A 16,355-nucleotide genomic window follows, 5' to 3' on the forward strand; every position below is an offset into this window, starting at 1 on the left:
CTGGAGCGGCGGGCCCGTCGAGGGAGACCGACCGGGGACGGAAGTCCTCCACCTGTCAGGTCTTTCGGCGTGTTCTCGGTACTCGTGAACGGTATCACAAACTATTTGATGAGAGCTTTACCATGAATGTGTGGCTCCTGTCACACTGACGGAGCAGGAGTGCCGCCGATCGGGTGAGCCCATCTGGCGGAGCGTCAAGTCCCGTGTCAGCGCCGCCCGGTGGCCCGGCCATGGGGTTCGGAGGACGCCGAGGAGCCCTGGCTGGCTTCACCCAGAAGTTGCTTGTCCTTGGCCGACAGTTCAGCCATCGGACCGGAGGGCTGCCGGCGGTAGCGCGGCGGCACGAAGGCCTGCACCGCGCGCGGGGCGCGCGGCCGGAACCGCGGCGTCAGGAGCACGACCAGGCCGACCAGGCAGAGCCCGGCGAGCGTCAGCACCACCGTGCGGCCGGTGTTGGTGACCGAGAAGGCCACCGTGCCGAAGGCGATCAGCGCCGCCCAGAAGTACATGATCAGCACGGCCCGGCTGTGCGAGTGCCCGACCTGGAGCAGCCGGTGGTGCAGGTGGCGCTTGTCCGCGGCGAACGGCGACTGGCCCGCCCAGGTGCGGCGGACGACGGCGAGCAGCAGGTCCGCCAGCGGCAGCGCGATGACGGTCAGCGGCAGCAGCAGCGGGATGTAGATCGGCACGAGGGCGTGGACGGTGGCGGTCTGCGACCCGGTCTCGTTGTTGATCAGGTCCGGGTCGACCCGGCCGGTGATCGAGATCGCGGCGACGGCCAGCATCAGGCCCAGCATCATCGAGCCGGAGTCGCCCATGAAGATCCGCGCGGGGTGCATGTTGTGCGCCAGGAAGCCCAGGCACATGCCGATCAGCAGCACGCTGAACAGCACGGCGGGAGCGGCGTCGGTGATCGCGTAGCCGTACCAGAGCCGGTAGGAGTACAGGAAGAACGCCATCGCGGCGATGCAGACCATGCCGCCGGCCAGGCCGTCCAGGCCGTCGATGAAGTTCACCGCGTTGACCATGACGACGACCAGCGTCACCGAGATGACCATGCCCTGGGTGGGGCTGACCGCGACCGCTCCGACACCGGGCACCGGGAGGGTGATCACCGTGACCCCCTGCCAGACCATCACACCGGCGGCGATCATCTGGCCGCCGAGCTTGACCAGCGCGTCCACGCCCCACTTGTCGTCGAGCACGCCGAGCAGCCACATGATCCCGGCGCCGGAGAGCAGCGCGCGGATGTCGGTGCCCTGCGTGAACACCTTGCTCAGGTTGTCGAGTTGGGAGGCGACCAGGATGCCCGCGCACAGGCCGCCGAACATCGCGATGCCGCCGAGCCGCGGAGTGGGCTCGCGGTGCACGTCCCGGGCCCGGACGGGCGGCATGGCGCCGGCCGCGATCGCGAACTTCCGGACCGGGCCGGTCAGCAGGTAGGTGACGGCCGCGGTGGTGAACAGGACCAGCAGATACTCACGCACCACTGGCCTCCTGTGTCACTGTCCTGCGGGAAGGTACCGAGAGTACTCCCGCGCCTGTCCGGGGTTCGAGGTGCGTCGCCACGGCACACACCTTATTGAGTCGGACGCCGGGGACGTGCATCGCGGTTCGCCCTACCGGGTAGGAGATCCGGATACGTCGCTGTGCGGCCACCTCGCTGCGCTCGGCGGTCGCTCCGCGGAACGCGCACCCCTCGATGCGTTCTCCCGCCGCGCTCGTTCACCCGTGGTCCGCGAAGGAGAGGGCCAGTTCCCGCACCCGTGCGCCGACCGACGCGACCTCGTCCCCGGCGAGCAGCCGGCCGATCAGCCCGGCGATCTCCGCGAGCTCCCGCTCCCCCATCCCCTGCGTGGTCACCGTGCCGGTGCCGAGCCGGATCCCGGAGGACTCGGAGGGCGGCGCGGGGTCGTACGGCAGGGCGCTCTTGCCGAGCAGCAGCCCGGCCGCCGCGCAGCGCCGCTCCGCCTCGGCCCCGGTGACGCCGAGCGGGCGCACGTCGGCCGTCACGAGGTGGGTGTCGGTCCCGCCGGTCAACGGGCGCAACCCGGCCTGCGCAAGCCCCTCTGCGAGTGCGCGCGCCCCCGCGACCGCCCGCCGCGCGTACTCCCGGTAGGCGGGCGTCGCCGCCTCCGCGAGCGCCACGGCCTTTCCGGCCACCTCGTTCATCGCCGCGCCGCCCTGGCTGAACGGGAACACCGCCCGGTCGATCCGCTCGGCCAGCTCCGCGGTGGACAGCAGCAGGCCGCCGCGCGGGCCGCGCAGCAGCTTGTGGGTGGCCGCCACCGTGACGTCCGCGTACGGCACCGGGGAGGGCGCCGCACCGGCCGCGATCAGGCCGGTGGTCTGCGCGGCGGAGGCGATGAGGTACGCGTCCACCTCGTCGGCGATCTCCCGGAACGCGGCCCAGTCCGGGTGCCTGGGGTGGGAGATCGAGCCCGCCACGATGGCCTTCGGCCGCACCTGGTGGGCGAGTTCGCGCACCTGGTCGAGGTCGATCAGCCCGTCGTCCTCGCGCACGCCGTAGCCGGTGAAGGCGAACCACCGGCCGGAGAAGTTCGCCCGCGAGCCGCAGCTGAGGTGCCCGCCGTGCTCCAGCGACATCGCCAGCACGCCGTCACCGGGCCGCAGCAGCGCCGCGTACGCCGCCAGCATCGCCGAAGTCGCCGAGCGGGGCTGGACGTTGGCGTGGGGCGCGGCGAACAGCTCGCGCGCCCGGTCGATCGCGAGCAGCTCCGCGGCGTCCGCGAGGGCGCAGCCCGTGTGGTGGCGGCGTCCGGGGTACCCCTCGGCGTACTTGTCGATCAGCGGGCCGCCCAGAGCCGCCAGGACGGCCGGTGAGGTCAGGTTCTCCCCCGCCAGCAGCTGGACCGTCTCGGCCCGCCGCTCGGCCTCCGCGGCCAGCAGGTCGGCCAGCTGGGGATCGGCCCGGTGCAGCGCCTCGGACGCCCAGGGGCGCCCCGTCGTCGTGGTGGTGCCGGACGCGGCGTCGGTGACGGTCATGGCGGTGCTCCCGGGCGCTACGGGGGTCGGTCCCTCCAGCGTAGGACCGGGCCCCCCGGGTGGCTCGCCGACGCGGGCCGGGTGCACCCGGGCGGGCGCGCGGAGGGCCCTGCGGACGCGGGCGCTCAGGGGTGCGCGGGCACCCCGGTGAGCGCGGTGACCACCGGGTCGACCGCGTGGAATATCTCCTCGCCGCAGTTGCGGAACATGCCGATCGGCGCCCCGTACGGGTCGTCCACCTCGTCGGACTCCGGGGTGGCGGCCAGCAGCCAGCCGCGCAGCGCGGCGGCGGCCCGGACCAGCGCGCGGGCGCGCTCGGTGACGTCCGCGCCGCGGCGCGGATCCGGCAGGGTGCCGGGGTCTATCGTCCGCACCAGCCGGGTGAACTCCTTCAGCGTGAAGGTCCGCAGCCCCGCCTCGTGGCCCATCGAGATGACCTGGGCGCGGTGGTCCAGGGTCGCGGTGAGCACGAGGTCGGCCTCGACCACGTGCTCGTCCAGCAGCTCCCGGCCGGTGAAACCGCCGCTGTCGGCGCCGTACTCGTCGAGCACGGTCGCGGCGTGGTCCTCCATCGGCGCGCCCACGTGGCCCCAGGTGCCGGCGCTCTCCACCAGGATCCGCCCGGCCACCCTGGGGCTGAGCCGGGTGTCGAGCTCACGCCGGGTCAGCCGCTCGGCGATCGGCGAGCGGCAGATGTTGCCGGTGCAGACGTACAGGATCCGGAAGTGGTCCAGCGGCCTGGGTCCCACGCTCAGGTACGGCGCTATGCCCGGACCGGCGTGGAGCGAGGCGGTGGGTGTCAACTTCCGGCCTCCAGGTCGGGGACGACCTCCCTCAGCTGCTCGACGCTGATCGCGCCCGCCCGCAGCAGGACCGGGACCTTGCCCGTGACGTCGACGATGGAGGAGGCGGTCGCGTGGTCGGCCTGGCCGCCGTCCAGGTAGACCGAGATGGCGTCGCCGAGCTGCGCCTGTGCCTCGTCGCAGGTGGCCGGGGACGGACCGCCGGTCTTGTTGGCACTGGAGACGGCCAGCGGTCCGGTGGCGTTCAGCAGCTCGATGGCGACCGGGTGCAGCGGCATCCGGACGGCGACGGTGCCGCGGGTCTCGCCGAGGTCCCAGCGCAGCGAGGGCTGGTGCCTGGCGACCAGGGTGAGGCCACCGGGCCAGAAGGCGTCGACGAGCTCCCAGGCCTGCTCGGAGAAGTCGGTGACCAGGCCGTGCAGGGTGGTCGGGGAGCCGACGAGGACGGGCGAGGGCATGTTCCGGCCCCGGCCCTTGGCGGCCAGCAGCGCGGCCACGGCCTCCGGCGAGAACGCGTCGGCGCCGACGCCGTACAGGGTGTCGGTGGGCAGCACGACGAGTTCGCCGCGGCGGATCGAGGAGGCGGCCTCCCGCAGACCGGTGGCGCGGTCCCCGGCATCGGCACAGTCGTAGCGGCGGCTCATCGGTGCGGTCCCCTTCCGGAGTGGCTCATGACGTTCACGGCGCGGCACTGCGCGCGGCGGTACGGCGCGGGGCGGGTCACGACGGCGCCTGCCGCGCGGTCGTGCCGTGCTCGACCGTTCACAACGACACCCTTCGGGCGGTCGTGAAGCGCGGCCGGTTGTTCAGGTCGCGGTGATCGGCGGTGTCCGTCCAGCCGCGTTCCTCGTTGAAGATCCAGGGCACCTGGCCCCCCTGCTGGTCGGCGTGCTCGATCACCACCGCGCCGCCCGGGCGCAGCAGCCGGGCGGCCACGCGCTCGATGCCGCGGATGGTGTCCAGGCCGTCCTCGCCCGAGAACAGCGACATCTGCGGGTCGTGGTCGCGGGCCTCGGGGGCGACGTACTCCCACTCGGTGAGCGGGATGTACGGCGGGTTGGAGATGACCAGGTCGAAGCGGCCGTCCCAGGAGCGGTCGTCGGCGAAGGCCTGGGTGGCGTCGCCGGCGTGCAGGGTGATGCGGGCCCGGTCCGGGCTGGCGTCGATGTTGCGCCGGGTGTACTCCAGCGCGCCCTCGTCGAGTTCGAAGGCGTGCACGGTCGAGCGCGGCAGCTCCTGGGCGAGCGCGAGCGCGATGGCGCCCGAGCCGGAGCACAGGTCGACGACCAGCGGCTCGGCGACGTCCATGTCGCGGACGGCGTCTATGGCCCACTCGACGACGCTCTCGGTCTCCGGCCGGGGCACGAACACCCCGGGGCCGACCTCCAGCTCCAGGTAGCGGAAGAACGCCCGCCCGGTGATGTGCTGGAGCGGCTCGCGCGCCTCGCGGCGGGAGACCGCCTCCCAGTAGCGGGCGTCGAAGTCGGCGTCCTTCACCGTGTGCAGCTGGCTGCGCTTGACGTTGTGGACGTAGGCGGCGAGTTCCTCCGCGTCGAAGCGCGGCGAGGGCACGCCGGCCGCGGCCAACCGCTGGGTGGCCTGGGCCACCTCGGCGAGCAGCAGGTTCATCCGTACGACCTCTTGTTTCTGCGCTCCGGCTGCGGGGTTGTCCGGCGCTGGGGCGCCGGTCTCAGTTCTGTTGGGCCGCGGCGAGCTTGGCCGCCGCGTCCGCGTCGACGCAGGACTGGATCACCGCGCTCAGTTCGCCGTCCAGGACCTGGTCCAGGTTGTACGACTTGAAGCCCGTGCGGTGGTCCGAGATGCGGTTCTCGGGGTAGTTGTACGTGCGGATCCGCTCGGAGCGGTCCACCGTGCGGACCTGGCTGCGGCGCGCGTCCGAGGCCTCCCGCTCGGCCTCCTCCTGCGCGGCGGCGAGCAGGCGCGAACGCAGGATGCGCATCGCCTGTTCCTTGTTCTGCAGCTGGCTCTTCTCGTTCTGGCAGGACGCCACGATACCGGTCGGCAGGTGGGTGATCCGGACCGCGGAGTCGGTGGTGTTGACCGACTGGCCGCCGGGGCCGGACGAGCGGTAGACGTCGATCCGCAGGTCGTTGGCGTGGATCTCGACCTCGACCTCCTCCGCCTCGGGGGTGACCAGCACGCCCGCCGCGGAGGTGTGGATGCGGCCCTGCGACTCGGTGGCCGGCACGCGCTGCACGCGGTGCACGCCGCCCTCGTACTTCAGCCGGGCCCAGACGCCCTGGCCGGGCTCGGCGTTGCCCTTGGTCTTGACCGCGACCGAGACGTCCTTGTAGCCGCCGAGGTCCGACTCGTTGGAGTCGATGATCTCGGTCTTCCAGCCGGTCCGCTCGGCGAAGCGCAGGTACATCCGGAGCAGGTCGCCGGCGAACAGCGCGGACTCCTCGCCGCCCTCGCCCGCCTTGATCTCCAGGATGACGTCCTTGTCGTCGCTCGGGTCGCGCGGGACGAGCAGCATCCGCAGCTCCTCCGTGAGCTCCTCGCGGCGCGCCTCGGAGTCCTTCACCTCGGCGATGAACTCCGGGTCCTCGGCGGCGAGTTCACGCGCCGCCTCGATGTCCTCGCCGGCCTGTCGCCACTCCCGGTAGACCCGGGTGATCGGGGTCAGCTCGGCGTACCGCTTGGCCAGCTTGCGGGCGTTGGCCTGGTCGGCGTGGACGGACGGGTCGGCCAGCCTCTTCTCGAGGTCGGCGTGCTCGACGAGGAGCTCTTCGACTGCCTCGAACATGGGGGTGGCCTTCTTCCCGGGGATCGGATGGAGTGGTGGGACGCGAACGGCGCCGGTCCCCAGCGCCCCCGGAACGAGTACGGGGGCACCGGGAACCGGCGCCGAGGGAGCGCTAGGCCTTCGCGCTGTGCTGCTTGCCGAAGCGGGCCTCGAAGCGGGCCACGCGGCCACCGGTGTCGAGGATCTTCTGCTTGCCGGTGTAGAACGGGTGGCACTGCGAGCAGACCTCGGCGCGGATCTCGCCGCTGGTCTCGGTCGAGCGGGTCACGAACTCGGCGCCGCAGGTGCAGGTCACACGGGTGACCACGTACTCGGGGTGAACGTTGGACTTCAAGGGGTTCTCCTAGGTATCGGGAGGGCACCGGGTCGGCGGCTGGAATGCCGCTCGTGAACCGGGACCGACGGTCCAGTCTGCCAGGACGGGCCGCATCTTCCCAAACCGGGTCGTGTCCCGGGTTATTCCGGACGCCCTCAGCGCCGCGCCGCGGCCGCCGGGGAGGCCGTCGAGGCCGCCTCGGCGGGGTTCTGGGGCTGGGCCGCGACGACCGCCTGCGGGACCGGCAGGTCGGCCTTGAGCGCCGCCCAGACCTGGTTCGCCTGGGGCTGCTGCTCGACCACGCGGTTGGGGTCGCCGGGGGCGGCGACCACCGGCAGGGTCACCATGCTCAGCTGGTCCGGACCGATGCCCTTGAGCTCCTGGGCGAGGCCCACCAGCGCGTTCACCGACCCGAGCGCCGAGTCGGTGGTGATGCTCTTCGTGACGGTGTCGCCGATCGACCACAGCTTGACCGGGTCGGTGAGCATGCCCGCCCCGCCGGTCTGCCGGAGCAGCGACTTCACCATCTGCTTCTGCAGCTCGATCCGGCCGAGGTCGCTGCCGTCGCCGACGCCGTGCCGGGTGCGGACGAAGGCGAGCGCCTGCCGGCCGTCGAGGCGGTGCTCGCCGGCCGGGAGGTCGAGCCCGCTGTCCTTGTCGTGGATGGCCACCGCGGTGGTCACGGTGGCCCCGCCTATCGCGTCCACGACCCGGGCGAACCCGGCGAAGTCGACCTGGACGTAGTGGTCCATCCGCAGCCCGGTCAGCTGCTCGGTGGTCTTGACCGCGCAGGCGGCGCCGCCGGCCTCGAAGGCGCTGTTGTACATGGCGCGCTTGAGGGCCGGCACGGGCTTGCCGCTCGCGTCGGTGCAGTCGGGGCGGTCGACGAAGGTGTCGCGCGGGATCGAGACGACCTCCGCGCGCGAGTGGTCCTGGCTGACGTGCACGACCATCGCGGTGTCGGAGCGCGCGGTGTCACCGGTGTCCCCGCCCGCCAGGCCGCCGTTCGCGCCGGCCCGCGAGTCGGAGCCCAGCACGAGGATGTTGAACGAGCCGTCGGTGGCGGCCGGCGGCCGGGCGTCGCCCAGCCGGGCGTTGATGTCGACGCTCTTGATGTTGCCGTCGAGCGTGAAGTAGGCCCACGCGGCGGCCCCGGCGCCGAGGAGGGCGATCGCGGCGGACGCGCAGGCGACCACCCGCAGGACTCTGCGGCGGCTGCTCGGGACGCTCTTGTGCTCGGCCATACGCTCCAGGGTAAATCGGACAAGAGTCACCAATGTGGTCGAGATGTACCGACTCTGGAACAACCGGCCCGACGGCGGGCCCGGGAACGCCGGAACCCCGGACCGCTCGCGCGATCCGGGGTTCCATGACGGCCGAGCCGTGCGACTGCGGTCAGTCGCCGGACCCGGGGGTCGTCTTGGCGATCTGCATCAGGAACTCGGCGTTGCTCTTGGTCTGCTTCATCTTGTCCAGCAGCAGCTCGATCGCCTGCTGCGAGTCGAGCGCGTGCAGCACCCGGCGCAGCTTCCAGACGATGGCCAACTCCTCGCTGCCGAGCAGGATCTCCTCCTTGCGGGTGCTGGAGGCGTCCACGTCGACGGCCGGGAAGATGCGCTTGTCCGAGAGCTTGCGGTCGAGCTTGAGCTCCATGTTGCCGGTGCCCTTGAACTCCTCGAAGATCACCTCGTCCATGCGCGAGCCGGTCTCGACCAGCGCGGTGGCCAGGATGGTCAGCGAGCCGCCGTTCTCGATGTTGCGCGCGGCACCGAAGAACTTCTTCGGCGGGTACAGCGCGGTCGAGTCGACACCACCGGACAGGATGCGGCCGGAGGCCGGCGCCGCCAGGTTGTAGGCGCGGCCGAGGCGGGTGATCGAGTCCAGCAGGATCACGACGTCGTGGCCGAGCTCCACCAGTCGCTTGGCGCGCTCGATCGCGAGCTCGGCGACGGTGGTGTGGTCCTCCGCCGGGCGGTCGAAGGTCGAGGAGATGACCTCGCCCTTCACCGACCGCTGCATGTCGGTGACCTCCTCCGGACGCTCGTCCACCAGGACGACCATCAGGTGGCACTCGGGGTTGTTGTGCGTGATGGCGTTGGCGACCGCCTGCAGCACCATCGTCTTGCCGGTCTTCGGCGGCGCGACGATCAGACCGCGCTGGCCCTTGCCGATCGGCGACACGAGGTCGATGATCCGGGTGGTCAGCACGCCCGGGTCGGTCTCCAGGCGCAGCCGCTCCTGCGGGTACAGCGGGGTGAGCTTGTTGAACTCGGGGCGGCCGCGGCCGCTCTCCGGGTCCATGCCGTTGACGGAGTCCAGGCGCACCATGGCGTTGAACTTCTCGCGGCGCTCGCCCTCGCGCGGCTGACGCACGGCACCGGTGATGGCGTCGCCCTTGCGCAGGCCGTTCTTGCGGACCTGGGCGAGCGAGACGTAGACGTCGTTCTGGCCCGGCAGGTAGCCGGAGGTGCGCACGAACGCGTAGTTGTCCAGGATGTCCAGGATGCCCGCGACCGGGATCAGGACGTCGTCCTCGCCGATCTGCGGCTCGGGGGCGCCGGTCTCGAAGCCCTCGCGGCGGCTGCCGCGGCCACGGCGGTCGCGGTAGCGGCCGCGACGGCCACGGCGGCCGTCGCCGAACTCGTCGTCGTCGTAGCCGCCCTGCTGCGCCTGCGGCTGCTGCTGGGTCTGCTGCTGACCGCCCTGGCGGGCCTGGCCGTCGCCCTGGGTGCCCTGCTGCTGGCCGCCGCCCTGCTGGCCCTGGCGGTCGGCGCGCTCACGGCGGTTGCGGCGGTCGCGGCGCGACTCGCGGCTCTCGCCTTCCTGGCCGGCCTGGACCTCGCCGCCCTCCTGGCGCTCGGTGCGCTCGCCGGCGTCACGGCGGTCGCGGCGCTCGCGGCGGTCGCGGCGGGACTCGGGGCGGCCCTCCTCGCGGCCCTCGAAGGCGCGGGTCTCGGCCGGGCGGGCCTCGGCCTGCTTCGGCTCGGCCACGACGACGGCGGCCGGCTCGGCGGCGGCGGTCTCGGCGACCGGGGCGCCGGCGGCCGAGGTGGCGCGGCGGCGGGTGCGCTCGGCGCGGGCGGGCGCGGCGGTCTCGGGGGCGGCCTGCACCGGGATCTCGATCTGGGCCTGCGGCTCGTCGGCCGGGGCGGCGGCGGCCGCGGCGGCCTTGGTGCGGCGGGCCGGCTTCTCGGCCGGGGCCTCGGCGTCCGCCTTGGCGGCGGTGCGCTTGGCGGCCGGGGCGCCACCACCGGCGGCGAGCAGCGGGTCGCCGCCGCTCTTCTCCTTGATGGTCTCGATCAGCTGGCTCTTGCGCATGCGTCCGGTACCGGTGATGCCCAGGTCCGCGGCGAGCTTCTGCAGCTCGGCCAGGACCATCCCGTCCAGGCCCGCGGCGGCCGAACGGCGGCGCCGGGCCGGGGCAGCGGGGGCGGCGGCGTCCGACGCGTCGGCGTCCGGGCGCGCGCCCATCAGATCGGTGGTGTCGCTCACTAAGGGTCCTTCCCTGGAGCGGACGTCGGCCTGTCTGGCTCGGCGACCGGTTGTGCTGTCCTGACCAACGCTCGACTGCGTCGGTCCGAGGCGGGGATCCCTCGAATGGCGGAAGCCCGTCGAGGGAGAGCTGCGAGGTGCGGTGCACGAAGCACGGTGGTGCGAGTGGCGCGGTGGGCCGGCCGTGTGCCGACCTCCCCGAAGGGCGTACCCCCACGCTGCCTGCGAATCCCGGGCCCCCGTCGCGTGACGGTGGCCCGCGCTCCGCCCGTCCTGGCCTCAAGGTGGGAGGCCGCGGGTGGGAGTCAGGTGCCGTCACGGCTTCGGGATGCGGCCGCAAGTCGCGCAGGCAGGCTGCGTACGCGCTGCGGTGGGCTCCCGGAGAATCGTCGCCCCGAATATCGCCGGGACTCCGCGGCAGCGGAGTGCTGGGATCGGGACGCGGCGCACCGAGCCCCGGAGGGCACCTGGTGCAGCAATGAGGTTAACACTACCGACCCCCTCAGACATTCCCCAGCCTTGCGCTTGCCAATCGTGTCCGGACGGCCCGGCTGCGGGCGTGCCGTTGCCGGGCCCGGGCGGACCGCCCGAACGTGCTGCTCAGGCGTCCAGCGGGAGCACCGTGGCGCCGGTGCGGTCGAGCTCCAGGCGGTGCGCGGCGAACGCCGGGTCGCCGCCGTGGCCGTGGTGCCCGGCGAAGGAGAGCACCTTGTCGGCGCCCGCCTCGTCGGTGAGCGCGAGGACGGTCGGGCCGGCCCCGGAGATGACCGCGGGGACGCCCTCCGCGCGCAGGGCACCCACCAGGCCGGCGCTCTCGGGCATCGCGGAGGCGCGGTAGTCCTGGTGCAGCCGGTCCTCGGTGGCCGCGAGCAGCAGCTCGGGGCGCCGGGTCAGCGCCTCGACCATCAGCGCGGCGCGGCCCGCGTTCACCGCGGCGTCGCCGAGCGGGACGGTCTTGGGCAGCAGGCCGCGGGCGGTCTTGGTGAGCACCTCGGTGGCGGGCACGAAGACGACCGGCACGACCCGCTCGGACGGCTCCAGGACGACCGCCTTGGCCGACTCCTCGTCGGTCCAGGCGACGGTGAAGTTGCCGCGCAGGCAGGCCGCGACGTTGTCGGGGTGACCCTCCAGCTCGGAGGCGAGGTCCAGCAGCGCGTCGTCGTCCAGCGCGGACGGGCCGCCGATGGTGACGGCGCGGGCGGCCACGAGGCCCGCGCAGATGGCCGCCGACGAGGAGCCGAGGCCCCGGCCGTGCGGTATCCGGTTGGCGCAGACCACTTCGAGGCCGCGCGGCTGGCCGCCGAGGCGGTCGAAGGCGGCGCGCATCGAGCGGACGACGAGGTGGCGCTCGTCGCGGGCCAGCGAGTCGGCGCCCTCCCCGGCGATGTCGACGGACAGGCCGGAGTCGGCGACCCGGACGACCACGTCGTCGTACAGGCCCAGCGCGAGTCCGAAGGCGTCGAAGCCCGGACCGAGGTTGGCGCTGGTCGCGGGGACCCGGACCCGGACGGCGGCGGCACGGAACGCGGGACCGGCCATGCGGTGGACTCTCCTGGGGAAATCGGGCGGCGCGGAGCGCGTCGGTGCGAGGGTGGGGAGGCGGGCCGCGGGCCCCGTACCGGGGCGGGCGGTCACAGTCGTCGGTGCGGCCCGCGAGGGGGCCGGACCCGGGGCATGTGCCACACGGCCGGACCCAGAGTATCGAAGAGAGGTTCCCCAGTGGTACACCCCGTGGGCCTTCGATCTGGTGTGTTGCCGCTTCTGGCCGGAATGCACACCCCACCCGGTCAAAGGGAGGGGTGGAATCGGTTCGGAATGCGCAGCGGAATTGACACAAAAGTGTCAGTGGAGAACTTCGACGGGCCGACCCCCGAAAGGGTCGGCCCGTCGCGGTCCGGTGGGGCATCGGGCCTTTTGCCCGATGGGCCCGATGGGCCCGTTCCGGCGGGTCAGTCGAGCAGGCCCAGGCGCCGGGCCGCCGCCTCCGGGTCGACCGGGACGACCTGCGGCTGCGGCGCGCCGGCCACCGCCCAGTCCGGGTCCTTGAGGCCGTTGCCGGTCACGGTGCAGACGATCCGCTGGCCCGGGTCGACCAGGCCGGCCTCCGCCTTGGCCAGCAGACCGGCCACCGAGGCGGCCGATGCGGGCTCCACGAAGACGCCCTCCTGCGAGGCCAACAGCCGGTAGGCGGCCAGGATCTGACGATCCGTCACCTTGTCGATGAGGCCGCCCGACTCGTCCCGCGCGGCGAGCGCGAAGTCCCAGGAGGCCGGGTTGCCGATCCGGATCGCGGTGGCGATGGTCTGCGGCTTGAGCACCGGCGCGCCGTCCACGATCGGGGCCGAGCCGGAGGCCTGGAAGCCCCACATCCGCGGGGTGCGGGAGGCCAGGCCGTCGGTGGCGTATTCGCGGTAACCCTTCCAGTACGCGGTGATGTTGCCCGCGTTGCCGACCGGGAGGACGTGGATGTCCGGGGCGTCGCCGAGCATGTCGACGATCTCGAAGGCGGCCGTCTTCTGGCCCTCGATGCGCACCGGGTTCACCGAGTTCACCAGCGCCACCGGGTACTTCTCGGACAGTTCGCGCGCGAGCGTCAGGCAGTCGTCGAAGTTCCCGTCCACCTGGAGGATCTTGGCGCCGTGCACCAGCGCCTGGCCCATCTTGCCCAGCGCGATCTTGCCCTGCGGGACGAGCACCGCCGACACCATCCCGGCCCGCACCGCGTACGCGGCGGCGGAGGCCGAGGTGTTGCCGGTGGAGGCGCAGATGACGGCCTGCGCGCCCTCCTCCTTGGCCTTGGAGATGGCCATCGTCATCCCGCGGTCCTTGAAGGAGCCGGTCGGGTTGGCGCCCTCGACCTTCAGGTAGACCTCGCAGCCCGTGCGCTCGGACAGCACCTGGGCGGGGACCAGCGGCGTGCCGCCTTCGAGCAGGGTGACCACCGGAGTGGCCGCGGTGACCGGCAGGCGGTCGCGGTACTCCTCGATCAGGCCGCGCCACTGGTGGGTGTGCGCGCCTCGGACGACGTTCTCGGCAACGGCGTTCATGGCTAGTTCCTTACTCCCCTTCGACCCGCATGATGCTGGCCACGTCCCGCACGCTGTCCAGCGCGCGGAGCTTGTCGACCGTCGCCGACAGGGCGGCGTCGGTGGCACGGTGGGTGACCACGACGAGCGAGGCGTCGCCGTCGCGGCCCTGCTGGCGCACGGTGTCGATGGAGACGCCGTGCTCGGCGAACACGGAGGCCACCTGGGCGAGCACACCGGCGCGGTCGTCCACGTCCAGGCTGACGTGGTAGCGGGTGACGACCTCGTCCATCGGCTTGGCCGGCAGCTGCGTGTACACCGAGTCGCCGGGTCCGGTGGCCTCGTTGAGCTTGTTGCGGCACACCGCGACCAGGTCGCCGAGCACCGCCGAGGCGGTCGGCGAGCCGCCGGCGCCCGGGCCGTAGAACATCAGCCGCCCGGCCGCCTCGGCCTCGACGAACACCGCGTTGTACGCCTCGCGGACGGAGGCCAACGGGTGCGACAGCGGGATCATCGCCGGGTGCACGCGCGCGGTGACGGACTCGCCGTCGGCCGCCCGCTCGCAGATCGCGAGCAGCTTGACGACGCAGCCCATCGCCTTGGCCGAGGCGATGTCGGCCGCGGTCACCTCGGTGATGCCCTCGCGGTAGACGTCCGCCGCGGTCACCTTGGTGTGGAAGGCGATCCCGGCCAGGATCGCGGCCTTCGCGGCGGCGTCGAAGCCCTCGACGTCGGCGGTGGGGTCCGCCTCGGCGTAGCCGAGCGCGGTGGCCTCCTCCAGCGCCTCCGAGTAGCCGGCGCCGGTGCTGTCCATCTTGTCGAGGATGAAGTTGGTGGTGCCGTTGACGATGCCGAGCACCCGGTTCACCTTGTCGCCGGCGAGGGACTCGCGCAGCGGGCGCAGCAGCGGGATCGCCCCCGCCACCGCGGCCTCGTAGTACAGGTCCACCCCGGCCGCCGCGGCGACCGCGTGCAGTTCGGCACCGTCCTGGGCGAGCAGCGCCTTGTTGGCGCTGACCACCGAGGCGCCCTGCTTGAACGCCGACAGGATGTGGTGTTTGGACGGCTCGATGCCGCCCACGACCTCGATCACCACGTCGATGTCGCCGCGGTTGATCAGGGCCTCGGCATCGGTGGTCAGCAGGTGCGCGGGCACGCCGGGGCGTTCCCGGCCGGCCCGGCGGACCGCGATGCCGGCGAGCTCGACCGGGGCACCGATGCGCGCGGCGAGGTCGTCGGCCGTCGTCGTCATGATGCGCGCCACCTCGGAGCCCACCACACCACAACCCAGCAACGCCACCTTCAGCGGGCGCGTACGCATCATCCGACTCCGCTCTGCATTCATCGTGCTTCGGTAATTCCGGCGGTTATCTCGGGCCGCCGGGAACTTCGGTCCGTACCAGTCTCGGGGACTTTCCGCACGGATCTACGGTCGTTCCATGATCTGAGACAAGAATTTCGTCATCCGATATCCAGTCGCAGGAGATCCTCCTCCGTCTCGCGCCGGACGATCACCCGCGCCGCACCGTCCTTGACGGCCACCACGGGAGGCTTCAGGGCGTGGTTGTAGTTGCTCGCCATCGAGCGGCAGTACGCGCCGGTGGCGGGCACCGCGAGCAGGTCGCCCGGGACGAGGTCGGCCGGCAGGAAGGCGTCCCGCACGACGATGTCGCCGGACTCGCAGTGCTTGCCGACCACCCGGGCCAGCATCGGCTCGGCGTCGCTGGTGCGCGACACGAGCGCCACCGAGTACTCGGCGTCGTACAGCGCGGTGCGGATGTTGTCGGACATGCCGCCGTCCACGCTGACGTAGGTGCGCAGACCCTCCAGCGGCTTGACGGTGCCGACCTCGTACAGCGTGAACGCGGTCGGGCCGACGATCGCCCGGCCCGGCTCCACGCTCAGCCGCGGCACGTCCAGCTCGGCCGCCCGGCACTCGCGGCGGACGATGTCGGCCAGCGCGGCGGCGATCTCGGCCGGCTCGCGGGGGTCGTCGTCGCTGGTGTAGGCGATGCCCAGGCCGCCACCCAGGTCGATCTCGGGCAGCTGGACGCCGTGCTCGTCGCGGATCCGCGCGAGCAGACCGACCACCCGGCGGGCGGCCACCTCGAAGCCGGCCATGTCGAAGATCTGCGAGCCGATGTGCGAGTGGATGCCGCGCAGCTCCAGGCTCGTCGGGTGAGCGAGGACCCGGCGCACCGCCTCGGCGGCCGCTCCCCCGGTCAGCGACAGGCCGAACTTCTGGTCCTCGTGCGCCGTCGCGATGAACTCGTGGGTGTGCGCCTCGACGCCGACGGTGACCCGGATCAGCACCGGCTGGCGGACGCCGTGCCGGGCGGCGATCGCGGCCAGCCGCTCGATCTCCTCGTAGGAGTCGACGACGACGTGGCCGACGCCCGCCTTCACGGCGTGCTCCAGCTCGTCCACCGACTTGTTGTTGCCGTGCAGCGCGATCCGCTCGGCCGGCATCCCGGCGGCCAGCGCCACCACCAGCTCGCCGACGCTGCACACGTCGAGGTTCAGGCCCTCCTCGTGCAGCCAGCGCACGACCGCCTTGGAGAGGAACGCCTTGCCGGCGTAGTAGACGTCCGCGTCGGCGCCGAAGGCGTCCCGCCAGGCGCGCGCCCGGGTGCGGAAGTCCTCCTCGTCCATGACGTAGGCCGGGGTGCCGAACTCGGCCGCCAGCGCCTTGACGTCGATCCCGGCGACGGTGGCCACGCCCTCGGCGTTGCGGGCCACGGTGCGCGACCAGACCTTGGGGTCGAGCGCGTTCAGGTCGGCCGGCGGGGCCTGGTAGTGGCCCTCGGGCAGCACGTCCCCGTGCCGGGGGCCTGCGGGGTGTGCGGAACGACTCATCTGTCCTAAGTCCTTCGAGACCTATGGCGAGGGGCGGCGACGGTCCCCGTTGACCGTCAGCCGCCCCCCGCTGTGCGCTTGGGGGTGGT

At 72.7% G+C, this 16,355-nt stretch carries 13 protein-coding genes; all 13 read right to left on the bottom strand.

Going from position 1 to position 16,355, the window contains the following annotated elements; genetic code table 11:
• Positions 1 to 206 precede the first annotated feature (206 nt).
• The 13 genes from AB0C76_RS30240 to lysA all read right to left on the bottom strand — a co-directional run bounded on the left by AB0C76_RS30240 (position 207) and on the right by lysA (position 16,266).
• The gene (locus AB0C76_RS30240) at positions 207 to 1,487 is read right to left on the bottom strand and encodes an MraY family glycosyltransferase (protein WP_359971666.1); all 1,281 of its coding nucleotides are present in this window, start codon (positions 1,485 to 1,487) and stop codon (positions 207 to 209) included.
• Positions 1,488 to 1,725: 238 nt separating this feature from the next.
• On the bottom strand, positions 1,726 to 3,006 hold the full coding sequence (locus AB0C76_RS30245) for a serine hydroxymethyltransferase (RefSeq protein ID WP_359971668.1): 1,281 nt from the start codon (positions 3,004 to 3,006) through the stop codon (positions 1,726 to 1,728).
• A gap of 125 nt (positions 3,007 to 3,131) precedes the next feature.
• Positions 3,132 to 3,773 carry a protein-tyrosine-phosphatase gene (locus tag AB0C76_RS30250; protein WP_359971718.1) on the bottom strand — a complete coding sequence of 214 codons (642 nt, stop codon included), beginning with the start codon at positions 3,771 to 3,773 and terminating at the stop codon, positions 3,132 to 3,134.
• 32 nt (positions 3,774 to 3,805) lie between these two features.
• Positions 3,806 to 4,453, bottom strand: coding sequence for an L-threonylcarbamoyladenylate synthase (locus AB0C76_RS30255; RefSeq protein WP_359971670.1), 648 nt, complete (start codon positions 4,451 to 4,453; stop codon positions 3,806 to 3,808).
• A gap of 118 nt (positions 4,454 to 4,571) precedes the next feature.
• The gene (gene prmC, locus AB0C76_RS30260) at positions 4,572 to 5,438 is read right to left on the bottom strand and encodes a peptide chain release factor N(5)-glutamine methyltransferase (RefSeq protein WP_359971672.1); all 867 of its coding nucleotides are present in this window, start codon (positions 5,436 to 5,438) and stop codon (positions 4,572 to 4,574) included.
• 61 nt (positions 5,439 to 5,499) lie between these two features.
• Positions 5,500 to 6,576, bottom strand: coding sequence for a peptide chain release factor 1 (prfA, locus tag AB0C76_RS30265; RefSeq protein ID WP_359971674.1), 1,077 nt, complete (start codon positions 6,574 to 6,576; stop codon positions 5,500 to 5,502).
• 112 nt (positions 6,577 to 6,688) lie between these two features.
• Positions 6,689 to 6,910 (bottom strand): 50S ribosomal protein L31, encoded by a 222-nt coding sequence (rpmE, locus tag AB0C76_RS30270; RefSeq protein ID WP_329927982.1) that lies wholly within the window; start codon positions 6,908 to 6,910, stop codon positions 6,689 to 6,691.
• Positions 6,911 to 7,047: 137 nt separating this feature from the next.
• Positions 7,048 to 8,136, bottom strand: a complete 1,089-nt coding sequence (locus AB0C76_RS30275) for an LCP family protein (RefSeq protein ID WP_359971676.1) — start codon at positions 8,134 to 8,136, stop codon at positions 7,048 to 7,050.
• Positions 8,137 to 8,287: 151 nt separating this feature from the next.
• Positions 8,288 to 10,384 carry a transcription termination factor Rho gene (gene rho / locus AB0C76_RS30280; protein WP_359971678.1) on the bottom strand — a complete coding sequence of 699 codons (2,097 nt, stop codon included), beginning with the start codon at positions 10,382 to 10,384 and terminating at the stop codon, positions 8,288 to 8,290.
• Between the two features lie 600 nt (positions 10,385 to 10,984).
• Positions 10,985 to 11,923, bottom strand: a complete 939-nt coding sequence (gene thrB, locus AB0C76_RS30285; RefSeq protein WP_359971680.1) for a homoserine kinase — start codon at positions 11,921 to 11,923, stop codon at positions 10,985 to 10,987.
• 410 nt (positions 11,924 to 12,333) lie between these two features.
• Positions 12,334 to 13,431, bottom strand: coding sequence for a threonine synthase (gene thrC, locus AB0C76_RS30290; RefSeq protein ID WP_359971682.1), 1,098 nt, complete (start codon positions 13,429 to 13,431; stop codon positions 12,334 to 12,336).
• 10 nt (positions 13,432 to 13,441) lie between these two features.
• The gene (locus tag AB0C76_RS30295; protein ID WP_359971684.1) at positions 13,442 to 14,734 is read right to left on the bottom strand and encodes a homoserine dehydrogenase; all 1,293 of its coding nucleotides are present in this window, start codon (positions 14,732 to 14,734) and stop codon (positions 13,442 to 13,444) included.
• Positions 14,735 to 14,871: 137 nt separating this feature from the next.
• Positions 14,872 to 16,266 (bottom strand): diaminopimelate decarboxylase, encoded by a 1,395-nt coding sequence (lysA, locus tag AB0C76_RS30300; protein ID WP_359971686.1) that lies wholly within the window; start codon positions 16,264 to 16,266, stop codon positions 14,872 to 14,874.
• Positions 16,267 to 16,355 lie beyond the last annotated feature (89 nt).

Source organism: Kitasatospora sp. NPDC048722, assembly GCF_040650235.1.
Taxonomy (GTDB): Bacteria; Actinomycetota; Actinomycetes; order Streptomycetales; family Streptomycetaceae; genus Kitasatospora.

Bases quoted from the DNA above. Each gene is read 5' to 3' on its own strand.
- AB0C76_RS30245 (WP_359971668.1), bottom strand. From the start codon at position 3,006: ATGACCGTCACCGACGCCGCGTCCGGCACCACCACGACGACGGGGCGC.
- AB0C76_RS30255 (WP_359971670.1), bottom strand. From the start codon at position 4,453: ATGAGCCGCCGCTACGACTGTGCCGATGCCGGGGACCGCGCCACCGGT.
- prmC (WP_359971672.1), bottom strand. From the start codon at position 5,438: ATGAACCTGCTGCTCGCCGAGGTGGCCCAGGCCACCCAGCGGTTGGCC.
- prfA (WP_359971674.1), bottom strand. From the start codon at position 6,576: ATGTTCGAGGCAGTCGAAGAGCTCCTCGTCGAGCACGCCGACCTCGAG.
- AB0C76_RS30275 (WP_359971676.1), bottom strand. From the start codon at position 8,136: ATGGCCGAGCACAAGAGCGTCCCGAGCAGCCGCCGCAGAGTCCTGCGG.
- thrB (WP_359971680.1), bottom strand. From the start codon at position 11,923: ATGGCCGGTCCCGCGTTCCGTGCCGCCGCCGTCCGGGTCCGGGTCCCC.
- thrC (WP_359971682.1), bottom strand. From the start codon at position 13,431: ATGAACGCCGTTGCCGAGAACGTCGTCCGAGGCGCGCACACCCACCAG.
- AB0C76_RS30295 (WP_359971684.1), bottom strand. From the start codon at position 14,734: ATGATGCGTACGCGCCCGCTGAAGGTGGCGTTGCTGGGTTGTGGTGTG.
- lysA (WP_359971686.1), bottom strand. From the start codon at position 16,266: ATGAGTCGTTCCGCACACCCCGCAGGCCCCCGGCACGGGGACGTGCTG.